Consider the following 22,831-nt stretch of genomic DNA (forward strand, 5'->3'; position numbering starts at 1 on the left):
CGATCATGTTTAAGATAATGTATCCGCCGACAGAGGCATTTAAATCCTCCGGCAGCTGTCCCTCTCAATTAGATGATGGGGCACAATGATCTTCGTAGCTGGAAGGTTCGGGTTTTCAATATGGCTGATCATCTGCGTAGCTGCCTCCATTCCAAGCTGTCCGGAATTGATATCAATGGAAGTCAGCTGGGGTGAGGTCAGTCTGGCAAACAGTGAGTTGTTAAAGGAAAGGATGGACAGATCTTCCGGTATGGAAATCCCCGCTTCCATGCAGATACGCTCCAGGGAAAGTGCCAGGATGTCATCACTGACCAGCATGGCGGTTGGACGGTCGTTACCTGTAAGCAGTTTCCGAAGCTCCTGAAATTCATTCTGGGATGCTCCCGGAACTTCGATACAATATTCCGGCTGTACCGTCAGTCCGTGGTTCAGAAGAGCTGCCATATAGCCTGTTTTTCGGTCTGCGGAAAAGACCAGAGAATTATCGACACCCAGATATGCGATCTTCCGGTGGCCCAGTGCATAGAGATATTCGGTGGCTTCCTGTCCGGCCAGAAGGTTATCGTTATCAATATAGATCGTGTGGTTCGTGTACTGTGCCGGTTTTCCGATAAGGATATAGAGAAGTCCCTCACTGAAAAGAAAATCAATGACAGGGTCGTTCACACGGGAATAAAGAACAATAAATCCATCCACTTTACCACTTCTGGACATGGAACGGACTGCAGTCAGAATCTCTTCTTCATTCTGCCCGGTGACAATGGTGCTGATATACTGATGGGCGTTACAGTAGTGGCTGATTCCACGGATCGCCTCCAGGTAAAAAGAATTCTCATAAGTTTCTTTCGGTGACGGAGGCAGGATAATACCGATGGAACGGGAAATCTGAGCGGCCAGATTGCTGGCCTGGAAATTCGGCTCATAGCCAAGCTCTACCATGGCTTTTCGTACACGTTCCTTGGTTTCCTCACTGATGGATGGATTATTCTTGCAGGTTCTGGAAACAGTGGAAGGGGACACCCCGGCCAGAGCTGCCACATCTTTGATGGTTACTGCCATAAAATTTGCCTCCTTATGGATATGCCGGATCAAAGCGGAAGTATGCCTCTGATCCGGCTTTTTTATCTCAGTCTGATAGAGATATTGTAGTTCATAACAAGGATACTGTCAAACATATTGCACGTAAAATTGCATGAAATTGCGTAAAAACAGATGCACAGAGAATCAGGTAGTGAGATGCAGACAGATTTCTGCTTGGCATGATGAAAAACTGCACAAAATCAGGATGTAAAAATTGTAAGAAAGGTAGAAAAGACAAAAATGCATTGCACTTCATGCAAAATGGACGTATAATTTACGCAAACGGTTGCGTAAATTATATGAATATGCATCCGTAAGAGGATAATAGATAAGATGCTCTGAGATGCAGGGCTCAACATAAGGAGAGAAAAGATATGGATAAAAGAGCAGCCGGCATTCTGATGCCGATCACAAGCCTGCCGTCAGAGTACGGTATTGGATGTTTTTCAAAAAGCGCCTATGATTTTGTGGATTGGCTGAAGGAAGCAGGACAGAGCTACTGGCAGATCCTTCCGCTGGGCCCTACAAGCTACGGAGATTCTCCGTATCAGTCCTTCTCTACCTTTGCGGGAAATCCGTATTTTATCAGTCTGAAGGCACTGGTGGAGGAAGGCGTTCTTACAAAAGAGGACTGCGAGAAAGTTAACTGGGGAAAAAGAGCGGACAGCGTAGACTACGAGAAGATTTATAAAGGACGTTACAAACTTCTCCGCAAAGCTTACGAGAACAGCAACATCAGCGAAAATCAGGATTATCAGAGATTCGTGGCAGAGAATAAATGGTGGCTTTCCGACTATGCACTTTTTATGGCTGTGAAAGATCAGTTCGGCGGTGTGGAGTGGACCAAATGGGCGGAGGATATCCGTCTCCGCTGGGGAAATGCCATGGATTACTATCGCAGAGAACTGTATTTTGATATTGAATTCCAGCAGTATATGCAGTTTAAATTCTATGAACAGTGGATGAAACTGAAAAAATATGCCAACGAAAAAGGCATCCAGATCATTGGTGATATTCCGATCTATGTAGCTATGGACAGTGCGGATACCTGGGCTCATCCGGAGCTTTTCCAGCTGGATGAGGAGAATGTACCGACAGCGGTAGCCGGATGCCCGCCAGATGGATTTTCCGCAACCGGACAGCTCTGGGGAAATCCTCTGTACCGCTGGGATTATCACAGAAATACCGGATATCAGTGGTGGCTTTCCAGACTGAGCTATGTATTCCGTCTTTATGATGTGGTAAGAATTGACCATTTCCGTGGTTTTGATGAGTATTTTTCTATTCCGTACGGTGCGGAAAATGCCATTGGCGGCCACTGGGAAAAAGGTCCTGGGATCGATCTGTTCCGCAAAGTGGAGCAGGTCCTTGGCTGGAAGCAGGTCATTGCGGAGGATCTTGGCTATGTAACAGATTCCGTTCGCCAGCTTGTCCATGACAGCGGTTTCCCGGGAATGAAAGTCCTGGAGTTTGCTTTTGACTCCAGAGATTCCGGATGTGCCAACGATTACCTTCCGCATAACTATCCGGAGAACAGCGTGGCATACACAGGAACCCACGATAATGAGACCATTGCCGGATGGTGGAAGAGTATTACGGTAAAAGAGCGCAAGCTTGCCAGAGATTATCTCTGTGATAACTGGACACCGGATAAAGATCTGTACAAATGTTTTATCAGTATGGTTATGCGAAGTAGTGCAAAACTCTGTGTGATCCCCATGCAGGATTACATGGGGCTGGATAACAGCTGCAGAATGAACCAGCCGTCCACAGTAGGAAAGAACTGGAAGTGGAGAATACGTAAGAGAGAGCTGACGATCAAACTTCAGAAGGAGATACATGGAATGACACTTCGTTATGGACGGATGAACTGGTCCGATTAAAAGGAACGTTCATGAAGTATATTCCGTTTAAACGGGACGTGGAAGAGAGTGGAAAGATTTTAGATAGAATCGTAGTTTTTTGTGTGATATAATGCTGTTTCGTGGAGGCAGCTGTCAGTAAAGGGGAGGCTGACAGCTGTCTTATTTTAACCGAATGCGGATGATTTTATCCGCTTACAGCAAGGGGAGAATTATGACAGGAAAAACACACGCGGCAGTCGGACTTGGAACGGTACTGGCAGTTACACAGCCCTCCACAGTTTCCGGTCTGGTACTTGCCGCAGGAACAGGAATGCTTGGAGCGCTGATCAGTGACATTGACGTGGGAACTTCCAAGTCCCATAAAGATGCGGACCGGATTACGCTGATCGCGGTACTGCTTGTGGCAGCAGAGATCGCACTGAATTATTTTTATGATTTTTCCATCTGGGAAAAGATCCGAAATGACCAGTCCATGGCACCGGTAGCTATGGGGGTTATTATTTTTATTGCAGTCTGTGCCTTTGGAAAAAATCAACCGCACCGGTCGTTTATGCATTCCATTATGGCCATGGCCATTTTAAGCGGAGCGCTTTCCATGGTATCTGTACAGCTGGTACCCTACTTTGTGACAGGCTTTGCGTCCCATCTGATACTGGACTGTTTTAACTGGAAACGGGTCCGGATTCTGTATCCGCTGCCAGGAGGAATTGCGCTGGATTTCTGCAAGGCAGGGGGCTTTGTTGACTCACTGCTTTTCAAACTGGGATCTGTGGCGGTGATCTTTGAGATCGTGTATCTGGCTGTGCGGATGGGTGAGAGCTGGAAGTTTTTTCAGATGTAGAGGATATCTTATTTACCGAGTGCAGATATTGCAGGAATTGAAGGTTGAGACAAAAAAGGAGCAGATTTTCCAATTGTGGAAGATCTGCTCTTTTTTTACAAATTAACATATGTAAGTGTGATTATTTTTTCTTTCTGATCTTGCAGGCGCATGCTGTATAAAGTACGTCTGTGGAAGAGTTCAGTGCTGTCTCGCAGGAATCCTGGATAACACCTACGATGAAACCAACACCAACTACCTGCATGGCAACATCATTGGGGATTCCAAAAAGGCTGCAGGCCATGGGGATCAGAAGCAGAGAACCACCGGCAACTCCGGAAGCACCTGCCGCACTTGCAGCAGCCAAGATGCAGAGGATCAGAGCGGTGGGGAAGTCTACACTGATACCAAGTGTATGTGCAGCTGCCAGAGCCATGATGGAAATGGTAATCGCAGCACCCCCCATGTTGATGGTTGCACCAAGAGGGATGGAGATGGAATAGGTATCCTCATCAAGTCCAAGGTCTTTGCAGAGCTCCATGTTTACCGGAATGTTGGCAGCAGAGCTTCTTGTGAAAAATGCTGTGAGTCCACTGTCTTTCAGACAGCGAAGAACCAGCGGATATGGATTCTGACGTGTGCAGATGAAAGTAACGACCGGATTGATCACCAGTGCAACAAAGAGCATGGTTCCAACCAATACACAGATCAGACGGCCATAGCTTAAAAGTACACCAAGTCCCTGCTCGGAGATGGTTGTGAAGATCAGGCCCATGATACCGAATGGAGCAAGACTGATGATCCATCTGACTGCTGTGGAAGTTGCATCGGAAATGTTTTCGATGACAGTCTTGGTGGTTTCACTTGCGGCCTTCAGTGCGATACCGAAAATGATAGCCCATGCAAGGATACCGATATAGTTTGCGTTCACAAGTGCGTCAACCGGGTTGGAAACAATGTTCATCAGAAGATTTTTGAGGACTTCTGCAACACCGCTTGGTGGAGTGACATCGGAAGTATTTGTATTCTCGGAAAAAGTCAGCATGATCGGGAACAGACGGCTGGAGATAACAGCTGCCAGTGCTGAAAGTATATTTCCAAGAAGGTAAAGTACAACGACGAATTTCATGTTTGTTTTCTGGCCTTTTCCCATGTGGCACAGAGAGCTCATTACCAGGAAGAACACCAGAAGTGGAGCAATTCCACGGAGAGCACCGACGAACAGGTCACCGAGAATGGAGATCACAGACGCCTGCGGGATGGCAAGGCCGAGGATGATACCAACGATCAGACCGCAGATGATACGTTTGATCAGATTGATGCTGTTCCATTTTTGAATCAGGTTTTTCATAACTACTTTTCCTCTTTCCTATTGTGTGAGAATGCTTTTACTGTTCTGAGATGTAATACTAATACTGCATCACGTAAAAGCACAATGTAATGATTATATACAATTTTGTCCGTCTTGTAAAGACAAATGTACAACAATCACGAAAAAAGTAATTATATATCAATGTTTTTTTCTGTTTCGTGACAGTGACAGGAAGGAAAAAAGTCCAAGAGCCAGAACACTGGAAAAAATACCTGCACGTAATCCAGGTGCATGGTAACGCAGCTGGATGGTATTATGGCCTTTGGAAACCGGAACAGCGATAAAGGTATTTTCTGCCTGATATTTTGTGGATTTTTTTCCATTGATATAAAGATCCCATCCGTTTTCGTCAGGAACGGTAAGCAGGAGTGTTTCCTCATCAGCGGCATCATATTCTGCCAGCACTTCTCCCTTTTCCATTTTCTGTATGGTACAGGAACGGCTGCGTAAAAGATCGGTTACATTTTTCAGAACCTGAGTATTCAGAGTTGCCGCACATAATCCGTAGTCGTCTTTGTAATTGCCTTCATCATTGAGAAGACGGATGGTTACCGTATCGCCGGATTTGTATTCTCCCAGATAGAGAATGGGATTTTCATACCAGGGATTGGTTTTGAAATACTGGCCGTTGACCTCAATATTTGTATTATTGGCTTCATTGGAAAAATAACAGTAAAAGGCGCCATCAGCAGGAACTTTAAGTTCCCAGGAGGTCCATGAATTTCCATCGGTATCCTGAGACTGGATTTCGGCACTGGTGTAGAGACCGTCTCCCTGTCCGGACAGGTGTTTGCACAGGAGGGTCTGATTTTCAAATACATTTGTACCATAATCCTCAGCTGTTTCCAGATTGTTTACGGCATAACCAAGAGGAAGTGCGTAAGGGTTGCGGTAAAGACTGATGCCGTCCAGAATGTCCTGACGGATTTGTTCACAGCCGGTAATGGGTTCTCTGGAATAAATGTATTTTACACCAAGGAGAGAATCCATAACCAGATTGGCAGTGTAGGGAACCAGGGTGGTATCGTTGGTGTATCCCATTTTTCTGAGAAAAACGGCTTCTTTTACATTGTTGGTAGAAGTATAGTTGGAAACCGAACTGTATCCCAGTGACAGAGATTCATTTGCTCCACGCATAGGAGTTCTGGAAAAGTTTTTGTCAACACGGTACAGAGACTGGTCACTGTCCATAAGATCCGCAAGCTCCCCTTTCATTGTGGCAGTATAGGAACGGTACCATTGTACATTTTCTGTATGATCTGAAAAAATCATCTGCATTTTTGAGGAAAACTCATAAGTGGTACAGAGAAGAAGCAGGCAGACAGAAAGCAATGCAGCGGTTCTGCGTGGTTTTTTCTTTATAATAATAAGACCGATTCCAGTTATCAGTGCGGCAAAGCAGCTGAAATACAGACGGTTCTGGTTTCCGTAAGGCCGTATCATGTCAAAAATCATTCCGGTGCCTGCAATGATCAGTGCGGCAAAAATCAGATATTTCTGACGGATATAACGGATTTCATCGGCACACATTCCTGCTATGGCAATCATAAAAAGACCGTATATAAATGCATAACGATAGGTATGCGAAGTAGGAATACGAAATACTGTAAAAATATAATTCAGCGGGCGGAATGCAAAAATCAGGATAAATCCGAAAAAATAAGCAGCAGCCAGCTTTTTGCGGAATGTACTGGGACCTTTTGCAACAAGAAAAAGGACGGTCAGAAAAAGGACAAATGATCCGATGTATACAGGAGGAATATATTCGTTCCATGTGAGAACATCCGGTTCCAGAAAGAAATCCCGGAATCCTTCCAGGTAGGAAAAACCAAATGCCGGCTTGAATATGGAAAGATCAAATCCTTCTCCGTCTTCCAGCATATGAATGGCCTGGGGAATAAACAGAATTCCGGAAGCCATGAGGCTGAGAATGGAGGTGGAGATAAAAATACCGGTTGTCTTAAAGATCTGCCGGAATACCGGAGATTTTTTTTCATAATGAAGAAACATTTCAAATAAAAAATACAGAACCGCAAAAAGACAGAGCATATATCCGGTGTACCAGCAGGTAAGAATTCCATAAAAAAGGGTGAAAAAATAAAGGTTTCGTCTGTTCCCGGAAATCAGCCGGTAAATTCCAAGTGCAATGACAGGTGCGGCAATTACTCCGTCCAGCCACATGATATTGCTGCACTGGAGAATGTTGTAACCCATCAGTGCGTAAGATACGGAAATAAGAATCCGAAATAAAGGCGCAGGCTGAAAACGGCGGCTGATATAAATATATGAAGTAACGCTGCACAGGAGCAGTTTCAGGCAGATCAGGAGAGTAAGAAACTCTCCGATGTGTGCGGAGTCAACAAAATATACCAGCAGGTTCAACGGGGAAGCGAGATAATAGGCAAAAAGAGCTAGAGTACTTCCGCCGAGACCGGAATGAAAAGAATAAATCAGGGAATCTTTTCCGTGAAGGACATTGGAAAACCACAAAAAGAAATCCGTATACTGATATTGCATGTCGTTGTATACGAGGAGATTTTCCCCAAAGGGATAAATGTGGCTTCGAATCAGTGCGACTGTAATAATAAAGGCAGTAAAAAGTACTGCTGCAGCAGGGTGCAGCAGTCTTTTTATATGGTGTTTGTGTTTCATACGTTTTCTCCTTCAGATAGTTTTGAAATCAGTAAAAGTAAGGAAGCGTTCATGTCCGGATTTTTCTGAAACTGAAAGCAAAGAACAGAACTTCCGCAAATCCTGTAATTCCCCATGAGAAAATATACAGAAGATACAGAGCGGAAATGGTCTGGAAGTGTGCGAATACCGTATAAATCCAGATAATACGGAATACGCAGGAACCCAGGATAACAATGATGGTAGGCGGAATGCTTTTTCCAATGCCACGGGAAGCTGCGATGCTGCTATCCATAAAACAGCTGAAAGCATAACAGAAGCCCATGATCCGGATTCTCTGCATACCGGCATCAATAACAGCCGGTTCTGTGGCAAACAGTGACAGAAACTGCGGCCCGAAAACAAGAAGCAGTCCACCAAGGATCGCGCCTGCGATGAAGGCATAGGTAAGGCTGACGCCATAGGATTTCAGCATTCGTTTTTTGTTTCCGGCGCCCCAGTTCTGGCCGATGAAGCTTGCACATGCCGTGTAAAAAGAAAACATGACATTGTAGATCAGGGCATCGGCATTTGCGGCAGCTGCGTTTCCGGAAACCATTACCGCATCAAAGGAATTGACACCGGTCTGTACGAACAGGTTTGCAATGGCAAAGATTCCGTTCTGCAGACCTGTAGGAATACCAAGGAGCAGTACAGATTTACAGGCCTTCGGGTGAAGACGGAGCTTACGCAGGGATACCTGGCATTCATCTTTTCGCCGGAGGAGGTGGATCATTACCAGAGACGCGGACACATACAGGGAGAGCGCGCTGGCAGTTGCAACACCTGCAGCAGCCATATGGCAGACGATAACAAAAAACAGGTTCAGAAGAACGTTGATCACTCCGGCAATGGAAAGATAGATCAGTGGTCGTTTCGTATCGCCGCGGGCGCTTAAAACGCCGTTACCGAAATTGTATACAGCCATGGCAGGCATACCCAGAGCGTAAATCTTCATATATAAAATAGCCTGGTCGATCAGTTCCGGTTTCGTGTTCATCATGGCCAGCATCTGCCCGGAAAACAGAAGACAGATGATACAGACCAGAAGGCCTGCGATGGCGCAGAGAAGAAGCGAGGTATGGATCGTTTCTTCCGTGCCTTTTCTGTTTCCGGCGCCAAGTTCGTGGGCTACACGGACGTTGACACCGGCACCCATGCCGATCAGGATTCCGGTAAACAAAGTGACCAGAAGCGTTGTGGAACCCACAGCTCCAAGTGCCAGGTAGTCCGCAAACCGTCCTACAACCGCAACATCGCTTAAGTTAAAAAGAACCTCCAACACCTGGGACCCCATCAAGGGAAGGCTGAAGAGGAGGATATTTTTCCAGAGAGAACCGGAAGTCATCTCTATGGAATGAGTTTTCTTTTTTTCATTTTCACACATAAAATTACCTCATAAAAAGTATATAAAATTCCTTCATCCAGGTTATACAATACTCTGTTGAAAAAGGTTTGTAAAGAGGGGAAAACCGCGTAAAATAAATATTTTTCGGGCAGATTCTACTTGACATATCCGGTGGTTCATCATAAGCTGTTGAGAGATATGGAAAAATCGAAAAGTCTTTGAAAAAAGGGGAAAAATACACATGAATAACTGGGACAATGTACGTCTGGTACCGGAGTTTAACGAGCAGGGTGTCGCATGCTATCGTCTTGATGGCGGAGATTATGTAAACGAATATTATATTACTTCAGAGGCAGAGACAAGAAAGCTTCTGAATACTCCGGAAGTGGTAGGATATGAGGTATATAACTGTCTGATCCCGTCTACCTGCCAGATGCTTTATTATCTGAAGGAGCAGAAGAAGGTTACCACTGCAAATATTCTTTCTATCTTAAGAGGGGCGCTGAATTATCCTCTTGAGGAGGCCTGTTATAAAGAGCATATCCGTGTTCATGATATCAGCTTTCTTTCCAGCGAGCGTGTTTTTGCGGAAGATGAGATGACAGGGCTTGAGATCAAGTACAGCAAACTGACCATGGTTCCGGACAGTACTCTGATGATCGGTGACATCATCGCAAGTGGTGAAACACTGATCCATTGTCTCCGTTATGTGACTGATTTTTACAGAGAACGTGGGACAAAACTTCGTAATATTATCATCTTTACTATTGGAGGAACCAGGGGAATCGATATTCTTGAGAACCTGACAAAAGAGATCCGCGAGTTCTGGCCGGAGTTTGAAGGATTTATCACGGTATTTTATGAAGGGATTTTTTCCACCTATCAGGATAAAGGCGTTTCCGGGATCAATCTTCCGGATGTTGATTTCTACTGGAAGGGTGGAATCGTTGCACCGGAATTTCGAAGAGAGACACTTTCCATGTGCAGCCCTCTTTTTGAAAAATGTATTATCTACGATGGCGGCGCAAGACGTTATGAGATCCATGAGCATGTAGAGGAAGTCCTGGAATTCTGGGAGGGAATCCTGGAGCGCGCGGACAAGATCGACTTCAAGGAGCTTCTGGATGAGAAACTTGGCTATCCGACACCGATCAGCTACGAAGACTGGCTGGCTCACAACCACTACCAGGAGATCCGCCCTGCCGACACCAAATGGCTCTATCGTCAGGAGCAGGGGTATATCGAGAGCATGAAGAACATCACACTGAGGGAACTTGCCGAGCAGAGAATCGGGGAGTTTCGAAGTGCATTGAGGAAATACATTCTGTAACAGTTCAGAGAATAAGACGTAAGTAAAAACAGCCTAGAGCAAGCTTGCTTGTGGAAGGCTGTTTTTATTTACACAACAGGTATAAAAATGGTAAAATCGGGATAGAAAAAAGGCAGGGGTGATGCCATGGTGACGGTTCTGGATGGTGTTGGAGAATTTACCGTAGGTGGTGTAAAACATGTCTGCAAAGCAGGCGAAGCTCTGGTAATGCCGGCAACCATTCCTCATGCAGTTTATGCGGTAGAGCGTTTTAAGATGCTTCTGACTGTTGTATTCCCAATCGAGAAATAAAACGGAATAATGAACTGGATAATTATGGATTGAACGTTGCTTTCAGTATGAACAATGGTATAATAAATGATAGCAATGAGACAGTATTTTCAGAAATATTGAAAATATAAAATACAGCAGACCAAGGAGGATCCTGTAACAATGAAAATTGGAAATGATATTTATTATGTAGGTGTAAATGACCATCAGGTAGACCTGTTTGAGGGACAGTACGTAGTACCAAACGGAATGTCCTATAACTCCTACGTGATCAAAGATGAGAAGATCGCAGTTATGGACACAGTAGATACCAACTTTACAGAAGAATGGCTGGGAAAAGTAGCAGAAGTTCTGGATGGCGCGAAACCGGATTATCTGGTAGTTCAGCATATGGAGCCGGACCACGCCGCAAATATTGAGAACTTTATGAAAGCATATCCGGATACAACCGTTGTTGCCAATACTAAAACTTTCACCATGATGGAGAACTTCTTCCGTGGAATGGACCTGGAAGGAAAGAAACATATCGTAGCCAACGGTGACAGCCTGACACTTGGAAAACATGTCCTTACTTTTGTATTTGCACCGATGGTTCACTGGCCGGAGGTTATGGTCACATATGACAGCACAGACAAAGTTCTGTTTTCCGCAGATGGATTCGGTAAATTCGGAGCCCTTGATGTGGAAGAAGACTGGGACTGCGAAGCACGCCGCTACTATATCGGAATCGTTGGAAAATACGGCCCGCAGGTACAGAAGCTTCTCAAAGCAGCTGCAACTCTGGATATTCAGACTATCTGCCCGCTTCATGGACCGATCCTTACCGAGAATCTTGGACACTACCTGGAGAAATACGATATCTGGTCTTCCTACAAGGTAGAGAGTGAAGGCGTAATGATTGCCTACACATCCGTATATGGCCATACAAAGAAAGCAGCAGAACTTCTTGCACAGAAACTGGAAGAAAAAGGCTGCCCGAAGGTTGTTGTCTGCGATCTTGCAAGAGAAGATATGGCAGAAGCAGTGGAGGACGCTTTCCGCTACGGCAAACTGGTACTGGCCAGCATTACATATAACGGAGAGGCATTCCCGTTCATGAGAACATTCATCGAAAACCTGACAGAGCGCAATTACCAGAACCGTACCATCGGCCTTATCGAGAACGGAAGCTGGGCACCAACCGCAGCCAAAGTCATGAAAGGAATGTTCGAGAAGAGCAAAAATATCACATGGCTGGAGAATAATGTAAAGATCATGTCCTCCTTAAGTGATGAGAATGTGGCAGAGATCGATGCGATGGCAGAGGAACTCTGCAAATAATTTCTGAATGCCAGGCATATGCAGAAGAAACTGAAGATATAGCATAATAAAAAGACGTGAACCCGGATTGATAGGTCCTTTCATTTACTGAGTTGTTAATGAGAGAAATATATCAATCCATAAGGTTACGTCTTTTTTATTTACCGAGCAACAGGAAAAAATTATCTGTGCTTGTATAATTTTAGAAGATGCTACAATAGATTAAGCGGCTCGTGAAAAGGATATTTTCGTAGTTGCCGGCAGATCCTGAATTCTGACCTGAGATTAGAGAAAGGGTCATGCCACAGAATAAGTTACATTCTTTTACACCACATAAATCCATAAGCCGGAAGCACCACATCCTTAAGCTCCAGAGTCTGTCCTGTAATAAGATCACGGAAGGTTCCTTCTTCCTGCATCCATGCAGTTTTTTCACTGTCACTGAAGTTGAAAATTCCGATAAAACGTTCATTTCCCTTCTGGCGGAGGATGCAGAGAATGCTGTCATCATGAACATCGTAAGTATATACATCGCAGTCTTTGTCAAAAACAGATTCCTGGCGGCGGATCTGCTCCATGCGACTCAGTGTCTGGAAGATCTGGCCCTCAACAGAAGTTTTTGATTTCCGTTTTTTCGCGAGATCCCACTGGAAAGCACCGCGGTGGATATAGCGGGAATCCGCTGCTTTATCCGGATCATCTTTATAGGAATAATCATTGAGACGGCCAACTTCATCGGAACTGTAAAGCATTGGGATTCCGGACTGAGTAAGCATATATGCGTGAAGCATCAGATCTTCACGGATACCTCTTTCCAGCTTCTCATCATTTTTTTCAAAAAGTGCAGCCTCGATTCCACACATGGAAGCAGTGGTTCCGCAGAAACGGGCATCCTGAGTTACCGGGTCATCGTTATAAAGCTCTCCGCGGCTGTCGCTTCCCGGATGTTTTCCTGTGAAGAAATCGTTGAGGTAACGCTTGTGGGCCGGCTCGTCCATGCCCCAGTCTTTCAGAGTGGCGAAATCCAGTCCCCAGCCAATGTCATCATGGCAGCGGAGATAATTCAGGAAAGTATACTGCTTCGGAAGGCTGTTCACAATATCCATCTGTTTTTTCAGAAGGCGGATATCACGGGTGGCAATGCTGTTCCAGGTTGTAGCCATTGTTGTTACATTGTAAAGCATATGGCATTCCGGTTTCTCCACGGTTCCAAAGTACGGAACAACTTTTTCCGGTTCCATAACAACCTCGCCCAGAAGAACAACACTGGGGCAGACGATTTCAGCGATCATACGCATCATACGGACGATGGTATGAACCTGTTTCAGGTTACGGCACGGAGTTCCAAGCTCTTTCCAGATATATGGAACCGCATCAATACGGATCACATCCATTCCCTGGTTTGCAAGGAAGAGGAAGTTATACATCATCTCATTGAAAACACGGGGATTGCCATAGTTCAGATCCCACTGATACGGGTAAAAAGTAGTCATGACATAATGACCGATATCCGGAAGCCAGGTAAAGTTTCCCGGAGCAGTGGTAGGGAACACCTGAGGTACGGTCTTTTCGTACTCGTCCGGGATCTCACGGTTGTTGTAGAAGAAGTAACGGCTCATATATTCTCCGTCACCCTGGCGTGCCTTTTTGGCCCACTCATGATCCTCGGAAGTGTGGTTCATAACAAAATCCATACACAGGTTCATTCCGTTTTTGTGGCATTTGTCAGCAAGGGCAGCAAGATCCTCCATGGTACCAAGGTCCGGGCGGACTTTGCGGAAGTCGGCTACTGCGTAACCACCGTCGGAACGGCCCTTCGGAGTGTCCAGAAACGGCATCAGATGCAGGCAGTTCACGTTGCATTCCTTAAGATATGGAAGCTTGGCAGAAACTCCCTTGATGTTGCCGGCAAAATTGTCAATGTAGAGCATCATGCCCAGCATATCCTTCTGGCGGAACCAGTCCGGATTTTTTTCTCTTTCAAGGTCGCGGTTTTTGAGAGCACGGCGGCGTGCTGTAAAATACTGATACATCTGATCGCAGAGCTCTGCAAACATGTCGTCATTGTGATAAAGCTCTGTGTACAGCCATCGAAGCTCGTCGTGATGATGGTTTAAACGTTCCTGAAAAATTTCCTGATCTTTTTTCATGATTTCCTCCCTGAATAGATATTTATAGATGTCGGGAAACCTGTAAAATATTTCCCGGCGGTAATGGTTATCTGACATTTTTCCACAGAATTATAGCATGAAGTTTCCAGTACATGAATATACGGGTTGTTATGGAATATGGAAAAATGTTGTATGTATTTTCAGTCTCCGGTTGTCTGTCGTCGTATCAGAACCGGAGTGATCTTTTTGTGGATCGGTTTTTGAAGCGGTGCCGGTTTTCTTTTCTTCATTTCGTTCATCTGTTCCACAAGCAGTTCCATGGTAGTCTGTGCGATCACATCAATCTGCTGTCCAATAGTAGTGATCGGGATGATGGACTCCGCAGCAATGGGTGAATTATCGAATCCGATGATCTGATATTCATCCGGCAGACAGTTGTATTTCTGGAAGATCAGATTGAGAAATATATTTGCGTAAGTATCATTGGATAAAAATATGCCTTTTTTCTGACCGGAATATTTACTGTCAATATCCTGAAAGATCACACGCATCTGTTCAAAAAGCTCCTGATAGGAATCACCGGAAACATTAAGGTTCAGTTCATAAGGAACATGATATTCCCGGCATGTTTCCTCAAAGGCACGGATACGGTCATAAGCCGGAATATTCTCAGGTACATGGACATTGATGTGGATCAGTACATCACACTGATTACGTATCAGCAGAGAAGTAGCCTGCATGCTGCCCATGTAATTGTCTGTTGTAACGCTGCATATATGTTCTGCTTCACGTTCAATGGCGATCACAGGAATATTATAGGAAGCCAGTTTTTCAGAGGAAAGAGTATGGCTGAGAACAATAAGTCCTTCAATCTTATAAGCCATCAGCTCGTCCAGATACTGCATTTCTTTCTCCGGGCCGCCATCACTGACAAAAACCAGAAATTTGTAATGATAATCGGAGTAACTTCGAAGAAGCTGTGTCAGCATTTCGGAATAATAATGAAGATAAAGGTTCGGGACAATGATCCCTACAAATTCGCTTTTTCCATTGGCAAGAACCCTGGCAAGCTTGTTTTTTCTGTAGCCGAGCTCATCAAGGGCTTTTGCGATCTTTTCCTGATTTTCCAGGGTCAGAGAATCCGGATGATTGAAATATCTGGAGATCGTAGTCTTGGAAAAACCAGTGTATTCTGCAATATCGGCAAATGTTACCTGTTTTTTAGCCATAAAAAAATAGTCTCCTTTTAACAGCAGAAAGTTATGATACGGAATGCAGATGTGATCATATAAGAGAAATCTGCAGACCGTACAAGATAATTGGATTGATGTAATTAAGTATAACAATACAGACGTTAAATAGCAATAAAAAAATAACCAGTTAAGTTACCGGTAACTTTTCTTGAATAAATTAACAAAAAAGGTTGACAGAAGCTATGTCATATAGTAGTATCAAATTATAAAGTAACCGGTTACTTTACCGGTTACTAAACAAGAACGAAAGAACAAAAACGGGAGGAAAAGAGAATGAAAAAAGGTTCTGCGAAAGCTATTCCGGCAGGAAAAAGAACTGCTGCAGAAAAGCTTCAGTATGTGAAAAAGAACTGGCAGCTGTATGTGTTTTTTCTGCTGCCTGCACTTCTTCTGACGATCATCTTCAAATACGTGCCCATGGGTGGCGTACTGATCGCTTTTGAGGACTACAATGTCATTGATGGTGTATTTGGAAGCAAATGGGTAGGACTGGAATACTTCCGGAGATTTCTGGCATCACCGGATTTTATGAATTATCTTGTGAACACTTTGAAACTGAGTATTTACGGACTGCTGTGGGGATTTCCGATTCCGATCATCCTGGCACTTCTTCTGAATCAGATCCGGAGAGCCGGGATCAGGAAAAAAATTCAGCTTCTAATCTATGCGCCGAATTTTATTTCCGTTATCGTACTCTGTGGTATGGTTCGTATGTTTCTTTCACCGGTAGGTCCGCTGAATAAACTGATCGGTTCCGATGCCAACTGGATGACTATGCCGGCAGCATTTCGTACCATTTACATAGCCAGCGGAATCTGGCAGACAGCCGGATGGGCATCCATTATGTATACTGCAGCACTTGCCAATGCAAGTAAGGATCTGGAAGAGGCAGCAGTGGTGGATGGAGCAAATATCCTGCAGCAGATCTGGTATGTACAGCTTCCGGCTATTAAAAACATCATTGTGATCCAGTTTATCCTTCAGGCCGGAAATATTATGAGCATTGGTTTTGAAAAAGCATATGCACTGCAGACAGATATGAACCTTCCTGCATCTGAGATTCTTTCTACTTATGTATACAGAATCGGTCTTCTGAATGGAGACTATGGATATTCTACAGCAGTGGGGCTGTTTAATTCAGTGATCAATGTAATTCTTTTGATCTTTGTAAACTGGGTAGTCAAGAAACTGAATGACGGAGAGGGATTATAGGAGGTGCTGTTATGGCAAAAGCAAAGAAAAAGAAATATTCGGCATCTGACAAAGCCATTTTAGGAATCGGATACGTACTTCTGGGTGCATTTGTACTTTCCATTCTGGTTCCGCTTTTATATGTTGTGATCGCATCCTTTATGGATCCGAATGTGCTGAACAGCCAGGGGATCAGCTTTGATGTGCGGAAGTGGACGATCGATGCGTACCGCAGAGTTCTTGAAAATAATATGATCTGGAGAGGCTTTGCAAACTCATTTTTTTATTCCCTGGTGTTTACCATTATTTCAGTTCTGGTAACTCTGCTGGCAGCATATCCAATGTCCAAGAAAGAATTTGTGGGAAGAAATTTCTTCAATGTTATTTTTCTCATTACCATGTTTTTCGGTGGAGGAATGATCCCGACTTTTATCCTGATCAATCAGTTGCATCTGGTAAATACAATCTGGGCAATCCTGCTTCCGGGTGCGTTTAATGTCTGGAACATGATCCTTGCCAGAACCTATTATCAGTCTATCCCCAAGGAACTCAGAGAGGCATCTGCCATTGACGGTGCCACGGAAATCGAGCATTTTTTCAAGATTATGATGCCGGTATGCAAACCGATCATCGCAGTGCTTGCACTGTGGTCCTTTGTAGGAATGTGGAACAGTTATTTTGACGCTATGATTTATTTGAATGATGCGAAACTGCAGCCATTGCAGCTGGTACTTCGTTCCATCCTTGTACAGAATACACCGCAGCCCGGAATGATCGCAGATATCCAGAGTACTGCACAGATGGCAAAGGTAGCGGAGCTTCTGAAATATGCTACGATCATTGTATCAAGTTTACCGCTTCTGATCATGTATCCATTCTTCCAGAAATATTTTGACCAGGGCATTATGGTTGGTTCTGTAAAAGGCTGATGACAGGAGGTTGATAATGATGAAAAAAAGAATGAAGGCATTATTGGCAATCGGGCTTTCTGCAATTATAATGGTATGCAGTGCCGGATGTGGAAACGGAAAAGAACACATGAAAGCAGAAACAGATCCGGATACCCCGGTGGAAGATGTGTCCTTTCCTCTGAAAGAAAAAGCAGAGCTGTCTTTTATTACCAGTGCACCTGCAACATCTACACAGGAACCTAATGAAAGAACGATCTTTGAAAGACTGGAAAAGCAGACCAATGTCCACATTGACTGGACCTGTTTTGTATCGGATCAGTTTGATGACAAAAAAAATCTGGCGCTGGCACAGTTCGGAAATCTTCCGGATGGACTTTTTAACGCAGGGATGAGTGATTATGATCTTCTTCGTTATGCCAAACAGGGAATCATTATTCCGGTAGAAAATCTGATTGATAAATACATGCCGAATCTTAAGGCTGTATTTGAAAAATACCCGGAATACAGAACAATGTGTACAGCACCGGACGGACATATTTATTCTTTCCCATGGATCGAGCAGCTTGGTGCGGGGAAAGAAGCCATTCAGGCAATTGGAGATATCCCCTACATTAATAAAAAATGGCTGGATTATCTGAAGCTGGACGTTCCGACTACAACTGAGGAACTGGAACAGGTTCTGGTCGCTTTCCGCGACAATGCAGATAAACTGGAAAAGAAATTCAACATTGAGGGTGGTGTGATCCCGATGTCCTTTATCATCAATAATGGTGATCAGGATCCTGCAATTCTCATCAACGGATTCGGAGAAGGATATGGTGACACCGGTGATCATTTTGCAGTAAAAGATGATGGAACCGTTATTTATACAACTGTACAGGAAGGCTATAAAGAAGGTATTCAGTGGCTCCATCAGCTGGTAGAAGAAAAGCTGGTGGATCCGGAGGCTTTTACCCAGGAATGGTCAACTTATGTTGCAAAAGGTAAGAACCACAGATATGGTCTGTGTTTCACCTGGGATATTGCAAATATTGATAACAATGAAGATTATGTAATGCTCCCGGCGCTGGCCGGTCCGGATGGTCTTGTAAATATCACAAGACAGAATAACAGTGAAACCAGTGGCTTTGACAGAGGACGTTGCGTTCTGACTACAAGCTGTCGGAATACGGCACTGGCAGCAGCATGGATCGATCAGATGTATGCACCGATCCAGTCTCCGCAGAATAACTGGGGTACTTACGGGGAAAAAGATTCATTTAATATCTTTGAGATGTCCGAGAATGCAGAAGGTGGTCAGATGCTGAAACATATGGATCTGGGAGATGCATCTCCGGTAGAGGTTCGTGAAGCACAGTCTGTAAACGGACCGTTGGCAATACTTAACGAGTATTACGATGTATATGTAACAGAGCCGGCAGATGCAAAATGGCGTCTCGACAATATGCACGAAACATATCTTAAGGATATGAACAGTAAATATGTGTATCCGAATGTATTTATGAGTATTGATGATACCAATAAGGTATCTCAGTACGACACGGATATCAAGAAGTATGCGGAACAGAAAAAAGCAGACTGGATCCTGAATGGCGGCATCGATAAAGAATGGGATTCCTATCTGAAAAAGATGGAGCAGTATGGACTGTCTGATTATCTGGCAATCAAACAGAAATATTTTGACCAGTATCAGAAGTCTCTTAGTGAGACAGAGAAATAAAAACAGAAAAAGATACCGGTCAGAAACATAAAAAAGAAAGAGAGAGCAGAGTATGAGTGAAAAACTTGAAAAAGCACGTCTTTATGAAATAGAGGAAGCAAAAAATATCCCGCAGGAAGAGAAACCGGCCTTTCATGTATCTGCACCGGTTGGCTGGATCAATGATCCCAATGGATTTTCTGTTTTTAAAGGAAAGGTACATCTTTTTTACCAGTATCATCCTTACAGCCGTGACTGGGGCCCTATGCACTGGGGCCACAGTGTGACGGAGGATATGATCAGATGGGAGCAGCTTCCTACAGCGCTTGCACCGGATCAGGAATATGATCGAGAGGGATGCTTTTCCGGAAGTGCTATTGAAGCGGATGGAAAACAGGCTTTGATCTACACAGGAGTTACAACAGAAAAGCTGCCTGATGGAAAAGAAGAAGTCCGGCAGAATCAGTGCCTTGCCTGGGGTGACGGAAAAGATTATGTAAAGGCAGAGAAAAATCCGATAGTCACCGGGGATATGCTTCCGGAGAAATGCAGCAGAGTTGATTTCCGTGATCCGAAGGTATGGGAAGATAACGGAACATACCATATGCTCGTAGGATGCCGCAGCGAAGAAATTCCTGGACAGGTAGTTCTGTTTTCCAGTAAAGATCTGAAAGAATGGAAATTTGAAACAATTCTTGCGGAGAACTCCACAGGAGAAATCGGTGTTATGTGGGAATGCCCCGATTTCTTTCCGCTCGGGGATAAACATGTGCTGATCTGTTCTCCGCAGCATATGCGGGCAAAAGGGTATGAGTTTCATAATGGACATAATTCCCTGTATTTTACGGGAGATTATGACAGCGAAAAACATACATTTGAAAAAGACGCACCGGTAAGTCTGGACTACGGACTTGATTTTTATGCGCCGCAGACAACCCTTCTTCCAGATGGAAGAAGAGTGATGATCGCCTGGATGAAATCCTGGGATAGCTGTGTGATCAAGGAAAAGCAGAGATGGCAGGGAATGATGACTCTTCCGAGAGAGCTGGAATATCGTGACGGAAAGATCTGGCAGAAGCCGGTCCGAGAAATTGAGAATTATCGGAAAAACCGTTGCTGTTATGAGAATGTAAAAGTGGGTGAGAGCTTAAGCCTTGAAGGCGTCCGTGGCCGAATGATCGATCTGACTGTGGAACTGCAGAACGCAGATGGCATCATGGATGGAATCAGGAACTCCGGAAATCCAAATCAGGAAGCATTGGATGTGTACAATGAGTTCCGGATCGAGCTTGCACGCAATGAAGAATATACAACGGTCTTTACCTATGATCGAAAAAGACAGATACTGGAGATCGACAGAACCTGGAGCGGGGTGCAGCGTGATGTTGTATGTACAAGAAAGCTCCAGATCACAGATGACAGACAAAATCTGAAGTTGCGTTTTATCCTGGATCGAAGCTCCATAGAGCTTTTTATCAATGATGGAAGCAAAACTGCGACTACCGTGATCCCAACACCAGTGGAAGCAGATGAGATCCTGTTTCACAGTGACGGAAATGCTGTGATCCAGGTTGAGAAATATGATATTGTGTTGTAGAAGCCTCTCAAATATTGACAATTTCTCTATTTTTGTATAACATAGGGGAAGTTGCTTACGCCGGATCAGGAGTTATTCGTATCTCCTGATCCGGCATATATTTACAGGAGAGGAACACAGGAATGTTTTATCAGTTAAAAATCACAAGAAAAGGAACGAAACCGCCGGTATGGAGACGTTGTACTGTTGCGGCTGACGTTACATTTGCAAATATGGCAGCCATGCTTGAAAAACTGGTTCAGTATCCGGCAGGCAGCCTATATGAGATTGAATTTTTTCAGAAAAAAGTACAGATCCGTGAGAACGGTGACGGAGAAGCGAAGAATAATTTCACATTATTAAATGCAGGCGAGACAGAGACTGCAGAGCTTATGGATTCCGAGAAATGGTTTACCTTCCGTCAGTATGGTGCGGATAAGGAAGCTCCGGAATACAGAGTTGATATTGAGAAGAAAGACGAGGGAACAGCAGAAGCTCCTTCTATTATAAAAGAAGTAAAGGGTGAGGATGATCCGTACTGGACAGAGGCACCGGAGCTGGGATGCACTGCAGCAGTTGAAACTGAGGTGGAAACAGCCAAAGCATCGGAAGACATTGCTGCAACAGTAGCGGCAGTAGAGGCAGCAGCCAGAGCTGCAAAAGCAGATGAGGCAGCCACAGGCAGCAGAAGAAATCCTACAGTAAAAGATTTCCTCATGTCCTATCGTAAAGAAGACCTTCTCAGCATTGCAGGTGAGCTTGGACTTCACTGCAAGGGAATGGATCAGGAAGAGATCGCTGCAAAGGTTGCCGCAGAGGTTCTTAAACCGGAGGTTATGAAAGCAAGCTTCCTCGTAGCAGACGATCAGGAGGTACTGGCTTTTGAGGCAGCTATTCAGAGAAAATGCTTCCATGTTGCAGAGGATGAGTGGAATACGTTAGAATGGCTGAACGATATGGGCTATCTTGTTTCCTACAGTGATGATTACGCAGAAGTTCCGGCAGAGGTTGCAGCTGTTTACGATCAGATCAATACACTGGAGTTCCAGATACTTCGCAGCCAGGTAAACTGGCTGAAGGATTGCCTTATTATGGTAAGCTATCTGTATGTATCTGCACCGGCAAAGACCGTATATGAGATGTTTAAGCAGAGAAAAGGTTTTGACATCGGATATGACAGCTTCATCGAGCTGTATCATACCATTCCGGAGAAGGCCTGTATCTGTGAGCTTGCGGAGGATCAGCTGATCCTGAAATCCGCACTGGTCAATAACATCTACAAGGATATCGAGAGACGTCAGGGTGGACGGAAATTCTATATTCCGTCTGTAGATGAGATCCTGGATTATTCCGAAAACGGGTATCCGACAAAATCTGCTTCTTACCAGAGACTGGGCAGATTCCTGCTGGATGAGATGAAGGTTTCCGATGCAGTGAAGGATCAGGTACTGTTCTTTATTTACAAAGAATGCTCCATGGATGGCAGAATGTCAGCGATCATGGAAAACCTGAACCAGAAGGGGATCCAGTTTAACGATGAGCAGCTTGAGAAATTTACAAAGCTGATCATGGAGGCAAACAATAACACAAGAATGCTGGAATTCCGCGGTTACACACCGAATGAGATCTCAGGAGCAGTATGGCCGTTTGCCACAGGCAAGCCGCACACTGCAATGCCGAACAGCTTTGTGCCGACAGCAATGCCGATGCAGCCGGCATCTGCAAGAAAAATCTACCCGAACGATCCGTGTCCGTGCGGAAGCGGTAAGAAATATAAGAAGTGCTGCGGAAGAAGATAATTCTACAGAAAATTTACCGTAATTCCAGAGCTGAAAGTTCCCATAGATCGTTGCGGAGCGACTGCGCTCATGAGTGAGCAGCGAACGCGGATGATCTGGTCCGATTTATCGTTTGATGCAGTATCTCCGGAAATACCATACAAATTAATATAAGACAGTTCGTTTGTACCATCCTGTCTATAAATAAAACCAGGGCTGAAGAAGATGTGAGAATCAGGGCAGACTCGTGGCGGGTCT

Annotated in this window: 15 protein-coding genes and 1 pseudogene; 10 read left to right on the forward strand and 6 right to left on the reverse strand. The window is 44.5% G+C overall.

The genetic code is table 11. The features are described from left to right. Positions 1 to 39: 39 nt before the first annotated feature. Positions 40 to 1,059, reverse strand: coding sequence for a LacI family DNA-binding transcriptional regulator (locus G5B06_RS08195; protein ID WP_118063391.1), 1,020 nt, complete (start codon positions 1,057 to 1,059; stop codon positions 40 to 42). A 395-nt stretch (positions 1,060 to 1,454) separates the two neighbouring features. Between G5B06_RS08195 and malQ the strand changes: the two genes are divergently transcribed. Continuing rightward, positions 1,455 to 2,963: a 4-alpha-glucanotransferase gene (malQ, locus tag G5B06_RS08200; protein ID WP_173762910.1), complete on the forward strand. Its 1,509-nt coding sequence runs from the start codon at positions 1,455 to 1,457 to the stop codon at positions 2,961 to 2,963. A 193-nt stretch (positions 2,964 to 3,156) separates the two neighbouring features. Continuing rightward, positions 3,157 to 3,786, forward strand: coding sequence for a metal-dependent hydrolase (locus G5B06_RS08205; protein ID WP_173771728.1), 630 nt, complete (start codon positions 3,157 to 3,159; stop codon positions 3,784 to 3,786). Between the two features lie 121 nt (positions 3,787 to 3,907). Here the strand turns inward: G5B06_RS08205 and sstT are convergent, their stop codons facing one another. The 3 genes from sstT to G5B06_RS08220 all read right to left on the reverse strand — a co-directional run bounded on the left by sstT (position 3,908) and on the right by G5B06_RS08220 (position 9,194). Further along, the gene (sstT, locus tag G5B06_RS08210; RefSeq protein WP_173762912.1) at positions 3,908 to 5,116 is read right to left on the reverse strand and encodes a serine/threonine transporter SstT; all 1,209 of its coding nucleotides are present in this window, start codon (positions 5,114 to 5,116) and stop codon (positions 3,908 to 3,910) included. A 159-nt stretch (positions 5,117 to 5,275) separates the two neighbouring features. Then, entirely contained in the window at positions 5,276 to 7,789 is a 2,514-nt protein-coding gene (locus tag G5B06_RS08215; RefSeq protein WP_173771730.1) for a YfhO family protein, read from the reverse strand. A gap of 49 nt (positions 7,790 to 7,838) precedes the next feature. After that, positions 7,839 to 9,194, reverse strand: a complete 1,356-nt coding sequence (locus tag G5B06_RS08220; RefSeq protein WP_173771732.1) for an MATE family efflux transporter — start codon at positions 9,192 to 9,194, stop codon at positions 7,839 to 7,841. Positions 9,195 to 9,396: 202 nt separating this feature from the next. On the opposite strand from G5B06_RS08220, the gene G5B06_RS08225 reads away from it, so the two are divergent. The 3 genes and pseudogenes from G5B06_RS08225 to G5B06_RS08235 all read left to right on the forward strand — a co-directional run. Next, positions 9,397 to 10,485, forward strand: coding sequence for a hypothetical protein (locus G5B06_RS08225; RefSeq protein ID WP_021976050.1), 1,089 nt, complete (start codon positions 9,397 to 9,399; stop codon positions 10,483 to 10,485). Between the two features lie 126 nt (positions 10,486 to 10,611). Next, complete coding sequence (locus G5B06_RS08230; protein WP_119248168.1) at positions 10,612 to 10,776, forward strand: cupin domain-containing protein; 165 nt, start codon at positions 10,612 to 10,614, stop codon at positions 10,774 to 10,776. A gap of 141 nt (positions 10,777 to 10,917) precedes the next feature. Further along, positions 10,918 to 12,072: pseudogene (locus G5B06_RS08235) on the forward strand (FprA family A-type flavoprotein); the annotation flags it as partial. A gap of 296 nt (positions 12,073 to 12,368) precedes the next feature. Here G5B06_RS08235 and G5B06_RS08240 read toward each other — a convergent pair. Next, complete coding sequence (locus tag G5B06_RS08240; protein WP_173771734.1) at positions 12,369 to 14,204, reverse strand: amylosucrase; 1,836 nt, start codon at positions 14,202 to 14,204, stop codon at positions 12,369 to 12,371. A gap of 161 nt (positions 14,205 to 14,365) precedes the next feature. Beyond that, positions 14,366 to 15,394: a LacI family DNA-binding transcriptional regulator gene (locus G5B06_RS08245; RefSeq protein WP_015526650.1), complete on the reverse strand. Its 1,029-nt coding sequence runs from the start codon at positions 15,392 to 15,394 to the stop codon at positions 14,366 to 14,368. A 297-nt stretch (positions 15,395 to 15,691) separates the two neighbouring features. On the opposite strand from G5B06_RS08245, the gene G5B06_RS08250 reads away from it, so the two are divergent. The 5 genes from G5B06_RS08250 (at position 15,692) to G5B06_RS08270 (ending at position 22,594) form a co-directional block, all read left to right on the forward strand. After that, the gene (locus G5B06_RS08250; RefSeq protein WP_119248166.1) at positions 15,692 to 16,630 is read left to right on the forward strand and encodes an ABC transporter permease; all 939 of its coding nucleotides are present in this window, start codon (positions 15,692 to 15,694) and stop codon (positions 16,628 to 16,630) included. 11 nt (positions 16,631 to 16,641) lie between these two features. Further along, the gene (locus G5B06_RS08255; RefSeq protein WP_015526648.1) at positions 16,642 to 17,538 is read left to right on the forward strand and encodes a carbohydrate ABC transporter permease; all 897 of its coding nucleotides are present in this window, start codon (positions 16,642 to 16,644) and stop codon (positions 17,536 to 17,538) included. Positions 17,539 to 17,608: 70 nt separating this feature from the next. Beyond that, positions 17,609 to 19,240, forward strand: coding sequence for an ABC transporter substrate-binding protein (locus tag G5B06_RS08260; RefSeq protein WP_420314380.1), 1,632 nt, complete (start codon positions 17,609 to 17,611; stop codon positions 19,238 to 19,240). Between the two features lie 52 nt (positions 19,241 to 19,292). Beyond that, positions 19,293 to 20,816, forward strand: a complete 1,524-nt coding sequence (locus G5B06_RS08265) for a glycoside hydrolase family 32 protein (protein WP_119248165.1) — start codon at positions 19,293 to 19,295, stop codon at positions 20,814 to 20,816. Positions 20,817 to 20,938: 122 nt separating this feature from the next. Then, positions 20,939 to 22,594, forward strand: a complete 1,656-nt coding sequence (locus tag G5B06_RS08270; protein WP_173771740.1) for a YecA family protein — start codon at positions 20,939 to 20,941, stop codon at positions 22,592 to 22,594. Positions 22,595 to 22,831 lie beyond the last annotated feature (237 nt).

It is taken from the genome of Blautia luti (assembly GCF_013304735.1).
Taxonomy (GTDB): Bacteria; Bacillota; Clostridia; order Lachnospirales; family Lachnospiraceae; genus Blautia_A.